Below are 12,428 nucleotides of genomic sequence, written 5' to 3'. Positions count from 1 at the left end.
CCGTCGGGCGGGAGCGGGAGCGCACTCCGGTCACCGGGTCCGTGCTGCGCCGCGCTCACAGCGGTTGTCCGTAGGCGAGGTCGCTGGCCAGGACGGCCGCGCCGATCACCCCGGCGCGCGGGCCCAGCTCGGACAGCACCACCGGGAGGTTGCCGGTGGCCATCGGCAGGGAGCGCCGGTACACGACGCTGCGGATCTCGGCGAGCAGGACGTGGCCCAGCCCGGCGAGCCCGCCGCCGATCACGATCATCGACGGGTTGATGAAGCTGACCAGGCCGGCGAGGACGACGCCGAGCCGGTTGCCGCCGTCGCGGATCAGCGCGATGCAGGCCAGGTCGCCGGCCGCGGCGCCCTCGGCCACGTCGAGGGGGGTGACCGTGCCGTGTTCGGCGAGGCGGGCTGCCAGGGCCGGCGAGGAGTGGTCGCGGGCGGCGGCGAGGGCGTCGCGGGTCAGGGCCGCGCCGCCGAAGTGGGCCTCCAGGCAGCCGGTGTTGCCGCACGAGCAGGGCCAGCCGTCGGGGTCGACCTGGATGTGGCCGATGTCGCCGGCGCAGCCGTCGGGGCCCCGGAACATGGCGCCGTCGATGTGGATGCCGCAGCCGATCCCGGTGCCTATCTTGACGAACAGGACGGTGTCGACCGACCGGGCGACGCCGCCGTGCCGTTCGCCGATGGCCATGATGTTGACGTCGTTGTCGACGGCCACCGGGCAGCTGTGGTCGCGGCCGAGGAGTTCGCGGAGCGGGAAGTGGTCCCAGCCGGGCATGATCGGCGGCGAGATGGGCACCCCGTCACGGAAGCTCACCGGGCCGGGGATGCCGATGCCGATGGACAGCAGGCGGTCGTACGCCCCGTCGGCTCTCGCCTTGGCGAGGAGGTCGTTGACCCGGCGGAGCAGGACCCTGGGGCCCTCGCCGATGTCGACCTGTTCGCTGTAGGCGGCGACGGTCTCCAGGCTCCCGTTGGTGATCTCCACGTCGAGGGACGTGGCCCCGAGGTCCACGGCGGCGAGCCGCAGCCCCGGGTCGAGCTCGATCAGCGGGGACCGGCGTCCGCCGCGGGAGGCGGCCAGCCCGGCCTCGCGGACCAGTCCGTCGTCGGTGAGCGTGTCCAGCTCGGCGGCCAGCCGGGACCGGGGCACGTCGAGGCGGGCGGCCAGCTCCGCGCGGGATACTGGCCCGTCGTCGCGGAGCCGCTGGAGCAACCGGTAACGCAGTGGACTCATCTCGACTCCTGTCAGGTCCTGTGCGGAGCGACAGTAGTGACTTCCGGCAACGGTGTCCATCGATCTGCTCGTTTGAGCAGAAGTTTCGCTCAGTCCGACGAAAGCTGCCCGGCTTGGTAGCATATGAAGGGTTTGTTGCGGGCTGGTTTCCGCGTCGATTCACGGCAGAACGGACGCGACGGGCCCGACTCCGGGGCCACGGGCCGCCGGGACGGCCGGGAAACGCTCAGGGATCGAGCACGCATCACGCAGACGGTGCTCGTTGGCCGGTCGACCGCGCACCGGATGACCACAGCGGAAGGTGCCCGCGCGGGAGCGCACGGGCACCTTCCCTTCAGGGGACGCGACGGTCAGCAGGGACCCCCGTCGTTCCACACCGCCCAGGACTGCGGCGCGCCGGGCTCGGCGCCCGTCGACCACCAGACGGAGTTCCACAGGTGGCCGTTGTGCGCCACCCGGTCACCGGGCACATAGGACGAACCGGCGCTCCATTCCTGCACGCCGGAGCAGCCGCCCGGGTCGGGGCGGGTCACGGTCAGGGTGTAGTCGGCCGAGTGCGCGCCACTCGGGCCGGTACCCGTCACGGTCAGGGTGTAGGTCCCGGCCAGGGCGGCCGAGGTCGTCGTGACGGTCAGCGTCGCCGAGCCGCCCGACGTCACCGACGACGGGGCGACCGTCGCCGACACGCCGGTCGGCGCCCCGGCCACGCTCAGGGTCAGCATCTGCGGGTTGCCCGAGGTGGTCGCCGTGACCACCGTGGACGTCGTCGACTGGCCGGCCTGCACCGAACCGCTGTTCGGGTTGAGCGCGACGGAGAAGTCGTTTGTCGGGGTGGTGCCGGTGACCGTGATCGTGTACCCGTCGGTGCGGGTCCCCGAGTTGGCCACCCCGGCGACGGCGAACGTCGCCGAGCCCGGCGGGGTGTCGGTGGTGGTGATCAGGGTCAGCGTCGACGTCCCGCCGGATGTGACGGTCGGCGGGTCGAACACGGCGACCACCCCGTCCGGCAGGCCCTTGGCCGACAGGGTCACGGTCTGCGGGCTACCGGAGGTGGTGGTCGTGGTGACCGTGGTGGTGAGCTTCCCGCCGGCCTGGGTGGTGCCGGAGTTCGGGTTGACCGACACCAGGAAGTCGTCGGTCGTCGGGCCGGTGGTGACGGTCAGCGTGTACCCGTCGGTGCGGGTGCCGGAGTTGGCCACCCCGACCACGGCGAACGTGCTGGACCCGGCCGCGGCGTTCGCGGCGGTGCTGACCGTCATCGTCGACGTGCCGCCGGAGGTGACGGTCGGCGGGTCGAAGGCCACCGACACGCCGTCCGGCAGGCCCTTGGCCGACAGGGTCACGGTCTGCGGGCTACCGGTCGTGGTGGTGGTGCGCACGGTCGAGGTGAGGGTGCCGCCGGCCTGCACGGTGCCCGAGTTCGGGCTGACCGACACCAGGAAGTCGTCGTTGGGCGCGGTGAGCACGGTCAGCTGGTACTGCACGGTGTGCGTCACGCTGCCCACCCCGGTGACCGTGATCGGGTACGTGCCCGGCGTGGTCCGGGCCGTGGTCACGACGCTCAGGGTGGCCGAACCGCCGGACGTGACCGACGTCGGGTTGACCGTCACGGTGGTGTTCGCCGGCGCGCCGGACACCGTCAGGTTCACGGTGTGCGGGCTGCCGGCCGTGGTCACGGTGCTCAGGGTGCTGGTCAGTGTGCCGCCGGGGGCGACGCTGCCGCTGGCCGGGCTGAGCGCCATCGAGAAGTCGTTGCTCGGCTGGGCGGTGCAGGTGGCCTCACCGGACTGGGTCGGCACGGTGATCGCGTCCCAGGCGGCCTTGGTCTTGTTGAAGAGCACGCAGGTGGCGTCGAGCGCCTTGGCGGCCTGGAGCGTGGCGACCCGGTACTTCTTGTAGGTCATGCCCGAGGTCTTGAGCAGCATGGCGCCGTAGAACACCTTGCCGGCGGTCTGGATGCCGGCGCCGGTGACCGAGGCGGGGCCGCCGGAGCAGATCGGGCTGCTCGGCTTGCCGCCGCCCGGGTTGGACCCTTCGGCCAGCAGGTAGAACCAGTGGTTCAGCGGGCCGGCCGCCTTGTGCACCTCGGTGTTCGGGATGGACGAGGAGTAGCAGTTCGGGTCGTTGCTGACCAGCGAGGGGTTGTACATGTTGCGGATCGGCCCGGTGCCGACCAGGTTGATCGTCTCGCCGACGGTGTAGTCCGGGCCGTCGAAGTTCGAGGGCTCATTGGTGTACGCCTCGGTCAGCGCCCCGAAGATGTCCCCGGTGGCCTCGCCGAGCCCGGCTTCCTGGCCCGCCCCGCCGGGCGTGTACTGGTCGATCGCGTGGCCGTGCTCGTGGCCCACGACGTCCATCGACGCGATCCACTGGTTGGCGTTGTTGTGGCCGATCTCGATGTGGTCGCCGGTCCAGAACGCGTTGACGTCCGAGAGGCCGACCTGCACCGGCACGCCCCGGCCGTTGCCGTCGATGCCGCTGCGGCCCAGCCAGTTCTTCAGCATGTCCCACTCGTGCTGGGTGGACCACAGCACGTCGGCGCAGCCGGTCTCCTTGGAGGAGGCCTGCCCGGTGCCGAAGGAGTCCGTGCTCTTGGAGAACGGCTGCTTGGTGGCGTAGTCCTGGCACTGCACGCCCGGCCGGACGGGGTCGACGGTGGTGTAGCTCGACCCGGAGTGCGTCGTGTCGATGGTCAGCGGGGCCGGGCCGTTCCACTGACTGACGGCGGTGCCGGCGACCACGTCGTCGCGCTGGCCGAGCACCGTGCCGTCCGCGGCGTCGACATAGACGTGCAGGTGGCTGGGCGCGGTGGCGGTCCGTCCGGACAGGACGGTCTCCCACGCGAGCCGGGGCGCGGTGTCGCCGACGGTGTGCACGATCAGACGGTGCGAGTCGACCTTGTCCACCGCGGCGAGCTTCGCCCGGGACGTGGACTCCGCGGCACCCGCCGACACGGCCGGGATCGTGGACACCCCGATCGGGGTGTGCGACGCGGCGGTGGTGACCCGGACCCGGCCCTGGCCGTCGGCGAGCACGACAGCGTCGCCGCCGACGACCGGGAGGCCGCGGTAGGTGCGCTCGTAGGCCACGGAGTACAGGTCGTCGACCCAGGGCGTGACGATCCGGCGGTCGTAGTGCTCTTTGCCGCCGCTGGCGAGGGAGTCCAGGCCGCTGGCGACGGCCCGGTCGGCGGCCTGCACCGCCCGGACCTGGGAACTGGGCTGGGCGGCCGGTGCGGGGGTCGGGGCGGCCGAGCTGGCTGTGGCCCAGGCCGCGACCGGGACCACCCCCAGGGCGAGCGCTAACGCGAGGGAACGTTTCACGGAAGACTCCTCTATCGACAGATATCGAAGTCTCTTGTAGCACAGAACTCAAAGGTTTCTTAATAGTTATGCCCGGGGTCGACACCCTTGTCCGACCCTTGCCCTCGCGTCGGCCGAGGATGGGGAGGGCCGTCCCAGTAGCGAGGCCACAGCTCGGCGCCCACGACCCGTCGGGGGCGGCGCGGGCCGCCCCCGACGAGGGTCAGACCTGGCCGAACATCAGGTTGCCGGGCGCGTCCGGGTCGGTGCCGGTGTAGAACTGCACGGAGCCCGCGACGAGTTCATCCACCGTCAGCGCACCGTCACCGTCGACGTCGAGGCGCGAGAACGCTTCCCTGGCCTCCGGGCCGGCAGTGCCGAGCACGTCGAGCGCCGCCACGTACTCCGAGATGCTGATGGTGCCGTCGGCGTCGGTGTCCAGCAGTCCGGCCATCGCCTCGACCATCGGCCGGAACGCCCGGTCGACGGCCGTCGGATTGTCCACGAAGGTGGAGACCATCCCCCGCTGGTACTCCTCCGGGGTGATCCGGTCGTCGCCGTCGATGTCGACGGCGGCCGACAGCTCCGTCCAGAACGTCACCACACCCGCCATCACGGCGGTGCCCTTCGGGGAGGTCGCCGGCTCGCCGAAGGCGGACAGCAGCCGGGAGCCCATGCCGACGAGGTCGTCGCGCTCGATCACGCCGTTGCCGTCGAAGTCGATCTGCCGGAACGCCCGGTCGAGCTTGCGGTCGATGAGTTGAGTCATGTGGATAAACTACACCAATGAGGACATATGGAGCATTCCTTGGTGGGTCGCAACACGCCGGCGAACGGTGGATCTACTCGCCGCGGATGAGTGCGCTCATGACGGACACCTTCGACACCCTCGCCCTCAAGGCCCGGCTGGAGGAGGGCGCCGACGCGGCACCCGGCGAGACCAGGATCGCCGGCCGGGTGGCCCTGTCGACGGCCGGACAGGGCGCAGAGGCCCTGCGCCTGGCCCGCGCGGCCCAACCGGCCTGGGCCCGGGTGCCGCTCGCCGACCGACTGGCATTCCTCGCGGCGTTCCACCACGATCTGCGCAAGAACGAGGACGAGTTCATCGGGGTACTGGTCGCCGAGGGCCACCCGGTCCAGCTCGCCCGGTGGGAACTGTCCGGTGTGCTCGCCGCCACCCACCCGACGATGATCGCGCGGATCTCCGCCCAGCTGGACTGGTCCGGTGAGTACGGCGACCGGCGGATCCGGCTCCGCCGCCGGCCCGACGGGGTGGTCTGCCTCAGCCCGCCCCGCAACGCCGCCGCCAGCAACGCGATGTACGGCGTCGTCGCCCTCGCCGCCGGCAACGCGCTGGTGGTCAACGCCCCGCCCACCTCCCCCCTGGGCGTCGCGTACGCCTACCAGGAGATCGTGGCTCCCTTGCTCACCGAGTTCGGCGGCCCGCCCGGCACCCTCGCCGTCCTGTGCGGGCACGCACGCCCGACGCTGCGGTCCTGGCTCGACAGTCCGGACGTGGACGACATCTGCCTGTTCGGGCCGTCCGACCACGGACTGCGGTTCGAGCAGCAGTGCGTGGCCGCCGGAAAGAAACCGATCCTGGAACTGTCCGGCAACGACGGCGTACTGGTCTGGAAGGACGCCGACCTCGCACTCGCCGCGACGGCCCTCGCCGAGTGCTTCACCGGCTCCGGCCAGATCTGCATGCTCCCCCGGTACGCGCTCGCGCACCCCGATGTCGCCGAGCCGCTGATCGCCGCCGTCGCCGACCGGGCCCGGGACCTGCGACCCGGGCTGCCCGAGGATCCGGACACCGTGCTGACGCCGGTGATCCGGCGCGCGGAGTTCACCCGGGTGATCGCGGAGGCGACCGACGCCGGGGCGGTACTGGTCACCGGTGGCCGGCTCCTCGACGTGCACGGCGCCCCGGCCGCGCAGGGCCCGTTCGCCGAGCCGGCCGTGCTGCGGGTCGACGGCCTGGCGACCGCCGCCCGGCTGGCCGCCGTCCGCGACGAGACCTTCTTCCCGCTGCTCACCGTCGTGGTGCCGGAGCCGGGCGACGACCTGCTCGACCGGATGCTCGCCTTCCTCGACACCAGCGGCTACGGACTGCGCAACTCACTGTGGGCCGAGGATCCCGACGTCGTCGAGCGGTTCTGCGCGGAGGTGCGCGGCGGGCTGCTCAAGGTGAACGACTCGCACATCGGATTCGTCCCCGGGCTGCCGGTGCAGGGCGGGCCGGGCCGCAGCGGGGGCGCGCACGGCGAGGCCAACAACGCGCTGCTGCGCACCACCCACGCGCAGGGCGTGTCCATCGGCACCGGGGTCGTGCCGCGCTCGGCGATCTTCGACCACGCGACGGTGAACGACGCCTGACGCGCGGCACGTGACACGTGCCGGGCGGTCCCGGCCGGGGCGCGCCTTCCGGGCGGGTCCCGGCGCGGCCCGCGTCCCGCCGGATCCCGGCGCGGGCTCAGCCGAGCGGCTCCATCAGGGTCCGGAGCACGTCCGCGAGGTACTCCTGGTCCTTCGTGTCGAGCACGGCGAGGACCTCGCGCTGCGCGTCGAGACCCGCGCCGACCGCCGCCTCGATCACCCCGAGCCCCGCGGCGGTCAGGCTGATCCGCAGCCCGCGCCGGTCGTCGGGATCCGGGGCCCTGCCGACCAGCCCGGCCCGCTCCAGCCGGTCGAGCCGGCCCGTCATCCCGCCGGACGTTAGCATCAGCGTCGCCGTCAACTCCTTCGGCGACAGCGTGTACGGCTCACCGGACCGGCGCAGCGTGCTCAGCACGTCGAAGTCGCCCCGGCCGATCCCGTACCCCTGGTAGACGGCCTCCATCCGGTCGCCCATCAGGCGGGCGATCCGGTAGATCCGGCCGAAGACGGCCATCGCCCCCGTCTCCAGGTCCGGCCGCTCAGCCCGCCACTGGGCCACGATCCGGTCCACAGCGTCCTCGGTCATCCGCCCAGTCTAGGTTGACGCCAAGTAACTCCGCACCAAGCTACTCGCCGCGAAGCTTTCAGCATCACGGCCTTCCGGCCGGGCCCCGGCCGGAAGGCCGTGACGCCAGGCCCCGGCTGGGAGGCCGGGACGCCGGGTCCTGGCTAGAACGCCGTGATGGTCTCCGGCGCGCGCTCGGCGCGGCTGAGCGCCCGGATCACCGGCGACAGCCCGTGCCGGAGCACCGCCATCCCGGTGAGCAGGCGCAGCACCGGCTCGGCGACCGCCGGCGGGAACTCCGGCAACGGCAGCCCGACGCTCGCGGTCAGGTCGTCGGAGTGCACGACGAGCTCCATCAGCCGGGTGAGGAGGAAGTCGTCCAGGGACAGCGCGTAGCCCACCCACGCGTCCCGGCGCACGGGGCGGTCCTGCTCGCCCGGGAGGGTGGTCCGCAGCACCCGCACCGCGTCTGCGGCCCGCGCGGCGAGGGCCACCGGGCCGGCGGCGGCGTCGGCCGCACCGCCGCGCAGGATCGCGGCGTTGAACGGGTCCTCCGGCGGGGCGTCGATCCACGGGGCCCTGGCGTAGAACTCCCGCAGGTCGACGACCTCCTCGGTCGGCTGCGGCGCGGCCAGCAGGACCGGGACGAAGAAGATCTGCGCCGCCAGGTGGCCGGACAGCGAGCCGACCGTGAACTCGGCCAGGGCGCTCGGCTTGTCCCAGGCCGCCGCGACGGCCGGCTCGGTCAGCAGATGGGCGACGATGTCGGCGGCCTGGAGGTACGCCTGTCTGATCTGGGTCATGCATCGATACTGCCAAGAACCGGGCACACCTCCCAGTGCCAATCCACGGACCGTGGACCGGGAGGAGCGGCCCGGCGCGAGCCGGCTCAGGGCGATCCGCTCCGGCTCCGGACCTGGGCAGGGCGGGGCCCGCGGATCAGTGCGGGATGCCGACGAAGCTGATCGCGGCGCCGGCGCGGTGCACCTCGATCTGGCCGATCAGCCCGGTCACGTTGCCGGTGCCGCCGATCATGGCGCCCATGGTCGTCCAGTCGTTGGCCGCCGTGGTGTGGGTCTCGGCGACCAGCAGGTCACCGGCGTTGGGATCGCCGGCGGCGAACCGCAGCGTGTAGGAGCAGGAGATGGCGACCCTCGGCTGGACGGTGATCACGTCGCAGGTCGAGTATCCGGTGCCGACCGCGGCCTGGTCCGTCGTGAGGTCGTAGCCGTTGACCCAGTGGTCCCCGGCGTGCGGGGCGCCGGTCGGCCGGGTGCCCTGCGTGACCGTCGCGACGATGGTGCGGGTCGGGGTCGGTTCGGCGGACGCGGCGGCCGGGGCGCCGACGAGGGCCGTGGCGGCGCAGGCCAGCGACGCGCCGAGGAGCACGGTCGCGCGGGCACGGGCCGGGTGCTGCTGCATGTTGCCTCCGTAGATCGTCGACCTGTCCCCGTACCCTATGAGTCCCATAATGTGTTTGTGATGGTTTTGACCATAAAAGCTAGATAGGTACACTTTCGGGCATGGCGTACTACACGGACCAGGAGCGGGACACCATCCGGGCCGCGGCGTTCGGGGCGGTCAGCCTCGTGTCGGCGGCCGAGCCCGGGCACTTCGACGTCCACTCCGAACACCTCGCGGCCAGCAGGGTGCTGGCCGTGGTGCCGACCTCCCTGCGCAGCCTGCTCATGGTCGACCGGATCCCCATCGCGACCAGCACCGACCGGGCCGCGGTCCTGGCGTCGCTGGAACAGTCGGCCCAGATCCTCGCCGCCCGCTCGGCCGAGGACCTCGACGCGTTCCGCGAGGTCATCGCGCACGCGTGCGGCGCGGCGGCCGCAGCGGTCGGCGGCGTGTCGGACCGGGAGAGCGCGGCGGTCACCGACGTGCGGCGCGCGGTCGGGATCCTGTGACCCACGATCCGGGACCGGGCGTCGGCGCGGGCCGTCCGTGCGGGCCGCGATACCTTAGGTGATGCCCGAACCGGAACAGCCCCGCACCTCGACCGCCCCTCTCGGCAGTCACCGCTCCGCCGAACGCCTCTCCGAGCGCACCGGCCTGCGGGTCAAGCCCAGCGACATCGACGACCTCGCCGCGGCCGGCGTCCTGGTCCCGACCGGGGAGTTCAAGGGGAACCCGATCTTCCGGCTCAACGACCTCGACGGGGTGTCGAAGGAGGAGATCGCCGCCGTCGTCGAGAGGCGGCAGTCCTGGCGGGCCGCCAGCAAGTCGGCGAGCGGGGCGCTGGAGACCCTCGGCTGGAACAAGGAGGATTTCCAGCGGATCACGGCCGAGCGGGGCATCACCGCCGGCCCGGGCGGCCGGTACGCGCTGTCGGACATCGAGGCCCTCGCCGCGGACCCGCTGCTCGTCGCCCAACTCGCCGCCGACCGGCTGCTGACGCTCGACCAGGCCGCGACCCACCTCGGGGTGCGCCGACTGGACCTCGACTACTGCCTGGCCGCCGGCTGGCTCAGCCCGCACGAACTCCGGCGGACCGCCGCCGGCCGGCACCGCGCCGCCACCGTCACGGTGCCGATGTTCCGGACGGCCGACGTGGACGCGCTCCTCGACGTGTACGGCGTCGACTGGGCCCAGGTCCGCACCACCCCGCCGGGCACGGTCTCGCCCCTGGCCGAGTGGACCCGGATCCCGGCCGAGCGGGCCGCGGTGATCCACGCGTTCTGCGCCGACCTCGAGGACTACTACCGGGTCGAGGTCCGGGCGCTGTGGCGCGCGGACGGCGACATCTGGGAAGTGGAGTGGATCCGCGACCGGGCCGGCGAGCCGACCGTCGAGCAGGTGACGCGCAACGTGCAGCAGCATTCCGTCCACGCCTACTGGACGGACATGGAGCTGCGGGCGCTGTAGGCCTCCACTGAGGTCCCCCGCCACCGACCTGAACGGGTTCAACGGGCGTCCGGGTAGGCTCGGCCCCGCGCCCGCCGGCCCGGCCCGCCGGGACCGCCGCGTGCCCCGACCCACCCGTCAGGACGCCGACCAGCCGGGACAACCGAGTTCTGGGAGCGTGTCGTGGTCGAGGGAGCCCGGATCGTCGGTGGGCGCTACAGCCTGGGCGAGCACATCGCCGCCGGCGGGATGGGCGTGGTGTGGCGCGCCGAGGACCTGCGGCTGGGCCGGGTGGTGGCCGTCAAGGAGCTCCTGCTGCGCGGCGGCCTGGACGACGCCGCGACGTCGGAGGCCAAGCGCCGGGCGATCCGGGAGGCGCGGATCGCGGCCCGGCTGCACCACCCCAACGCCGTCACCATCTTCGACGTGGTGGAGGACTCCGGCCAACCCTGGCTAGTCATGGAGTACGTGCCCTCGCAGAACCTCACCGCCGTCCTGGCCGAGCGCGGTCCACTGCCGCCTGTCGAGGTCGCCTCGATCGGCCGCCAACTGGCCTCGGCGCTCGCGGCCGCGCACGACGCCGGGATCGTGCACCGCGACATCAAGCCGGGCAACGTCCTGGTCACCGAGCAGGGCACGGTGAAGATCACGGACTTCGGCATCTCCCGGGCCGTCGGCGACGCGACCATCACCGCGGCGAGCATCATCTCCGGCACCCCGGCGTACCTGGCGCCCGAGGTCGCCCGGGGCGCCGACGCCGACCACCCGTCGGACGTGTTCTCCCTCGGCGCGACGCTCTACAGCGCGGTGGAGGGCATCCCGCCGTTCGGTACCGACGGCAACCTGATCGCCCTCCTGCACCGGGTCGCCGGTGGGGTCATGCGGCCGCCGACCCAGGCGGGGATCCTCACCCCGCTGCTGCTTGACATGCTGCACCGGAATCCGGCCGCCCGGCCGACGATGGTCCGGACCGGGGACCGGCTCGCGGTGCTGATGGCGACCCACCGTCCGCTGACCACCAAGGCTCGACCGGTGCCGGTGGCTCCGCTCGCGCCCACGGCCAGGCTCGCGACCCCGGTGCCCCCGCCCCCGCCCGCCGCTACCGCTCCAGCTCCAGCCGTGCAGGCCGGCCCAGAGTCGGCGCCCGATTTCGCCGCCCAGCCACCAGCCGCGGCGCCTCTTTCCGTCCCGACCCTAGCCCCGACCTCGGCCCCGGCCTCGAACCGCGACCTTGACCCCGTAACCGCGCCCGCGAGCGGTGACCTGGTGGAGTCCTCCGGTCCCGAGGACGCCCCGGTGCCGACGCCGACGGACCTGGACTCGCCCCACCCGTCGATCGCACTCGCGCCCGCTGACGTCAGCCCGTCAGGCTCGACCCCCGCGATGACGTCGACGCCCACTGACGACGCGGAGCGTCTGGTGCCGCCTCCCGGGTCCGCGTCCGCCGGCCGACTAGTCGCCGCGCCGCCGGGCACCAGGACGAAGGCAGCGGACGTCGGTGCCCGCAACGCCGTGCCGCGCACGCCCCGGCCGCCCCGTCGCACCCGGATCCTCGTCGCCGCCGGCCTCGCGCTGGTCGCCGCCGTGGGCCTGGTCGCCTTCCTGGCCAACCGCGACGACACCCCCGGTTCGCCCAACTCCCAGCCGACGTTCTTCAGCTCGGCCGACACGCCCAGCCGGTCGGCGACGACGTCCCCGACCACGGTCCCCACCCCGTCGGCGTCACCGGAGTCGGTGCCGGTCACCCCGGCCCGCGCGATCGCCGACTACTACGCCCTGATGCCCGGCAACTCCCAGGCCGGCTACGCCCGGTTGTCGGACCGGTTCAAGCAGGACCGGGCGCCCTCGTTCGGCGAGTATCAGGGCTTCTGGAGCCAGATGCGCACCGTGACCGCCACCGAGGTGACCGCCGTCGGCGACAGTTCGGTGTCCGCGCTGATCACGTACACGTCCGCCACGGGCCAGACCTCCCAGGAACGCCACGTGTACGGGCTGGTGAAGGCCGGCGGCCAGTGGCTGATCGACAGCCAGCGGATGGCCTGACCCGGGGTCCGCAGCGGAGAAAATTTTCAACGTTCAATATTGTTCCATCGGAGGCTCCGGGACCCTA

At 72.7% G+C, this 12,428-nt stretch carries 10 protein-coding genes; 4 read left to right on the top strand and 6 right to left on the bottom strand.

All coding sequences use genetic code 11. The features are described from left to right. Window positions 1-55: 55 nt before the first annotated feature. From IW245_RS04645 to IW245_RS04635, 3 genes are all read right to left on the bottom strand, one after another. Window positions 56-1,225 (bottom strand): ROK family protein, encoded by a 1,170-nt coding sequence (locus IW245_RS04645; protein WP_197001955.1) that lies wholly within the window; start codon window positions 1,223-1,225, stop codon window positions 56-58. A gap of 350 nt (window positions 1,226-1,575) precedes the next feature. Next, complete coding sequence (locus IW245_RS40285) at window positions 1,576-4,548, bottom strand: M4 family metallopeptidase (RefSeq protein WP_233473127.1); 2,973 nt, start codon at window positions 4,546-4,548, stop codon at window positions 1,576-1,578. Window positions 4,549-4,750: 202 nt separating this feature from the next. Further along, window positions 4,751-5,296 (bottom strand): EF-hand domain-containing protein, encoded by a 546-nt coding sequence (locus IW245_RS04635; protein ID WP_197001954.1) that lies wholly within the window; start codon window positions 5,294-5,296, stop codon window positions 4,751-4,753. 98 nt (window positions 5,297-5,394) lie between these two features. On the opposite strand from IW245_RS04635, the gene IW245_RS04630 reads away from it, so the two are divergent. Further along, window positions 5,395-6,903, top strand: a complete 1,509-nt coding sequence (locus tag IW245_RS04630) for an aldehyde dehydrogenase family protein (RefSeq protein ID WP_231398657.1) — start codon at window positions 5,395-5,397, stop codon at window positions 6,901-6,903. Between the two features lie 97 nt (window positions 6,904-7,000). Here the strand turns inward: IW245_RS04630 and IW245_RS04625 are convergent, their stop codons facing one another. From IW245_RS04625 to IW245_RS04615, 3 genes are all read right to left on the bottom strand, one after another. Beyond that, window positions 7,001-7,489 carry a MarR family winged helix-turn-helix transcriptional regulator gene (locus tag IW245_RS04625; protein WP_197001952.1) on the bottom strand — a complete coding sequence of 163 codons (489 nt, stop codon included), beginning with the start codon at window positions 7,487-7,489 and terminating at the stop codon, window positions 7,001-7,003. A gap of 143 nt (window positions 7,490-7,632) precedes the next feature. After that, window positions 7,633-8,271: a maleylpyruvate isomerase N-terminal domain-containing protein gene (locus IW245_RS04620; RefSeq protein WP_197001951.1), complete on the bottom strand. Its 639-nt coding sequence runs from the start codon at window positions 8,269-8,271 to the stop codon at window positions 7,633-7,635. Between the two features lie 136 nt (window positions 8,272-8,407). Then, window positions 8,408-8,890, bottom strand: a complete 483-nt coding sequence (locus tag IW245_RS04615; protein WP_197001950.1) for a hypothetical protein — start codon at window positions 8,888-8,890, stop codon at window positions 8,408-8,410. Window positions 8,891-8,991: 101 nt separating this feature from the next. On the opposite strand from IW245_RS04615, the gene IW245_RS04610 reads away from it, so the two are divergent. The 3 genes from IW245_RS04610 to IW245_RS04600 all read left to right on the top strand — a co-directional run bounded on the left by IW245_RS04610 (window position 8,992) and on the right by IW245_RS04600 (window position 12,361). Then, entirely contained in the window at window positions 8,992-9,381 is a 390-nt protein-coding gene (locus tag IW245_RS04610) for a hypothetical protein (RefSeq protein WP_197001949.1), read from the top strand. A 61-nt stretch (window positions 9,382-9,442) separates the two neighbouring features. After that, a complete protein-coding gene (locus IW245_RS04605; protein ID WP_197001948.1) occupies window positions 9,443-10,339 on the top strand; it encodes a hypothetical protein in 897 nt (298 codons plus the stop codon). Between the two features lie 162 nt (window positions 10,340-10,501). Next, the gene (locus tag IW245_RS04600; protein ID WP_197001947.1) at window positions 10,502-12,361 is read left to right on the top strand and encodes a serine/threonine-protein kinase; all 1,860 of its coding nucleotides are present in this window, start codon (window positions 10,502-10,504) and stop codon (window positions 12,359-12,361) included. The last annotated feature ends 67 nt before the right edge of the window (window positions 12,362-12,428 follow it).

It is taken from the genome of Longispora fulva (assembly GCF_015751905.1).
Taxonomy (GTDB): Bacteria; Actinomycetota; Actinomycetes; order Mycobacteriales; family Micromonosporaceae; genus Longispora; species Longispora fulva.
This window is presented reverse-complemented; position numbering and strand designations above follow the sequence as displayed.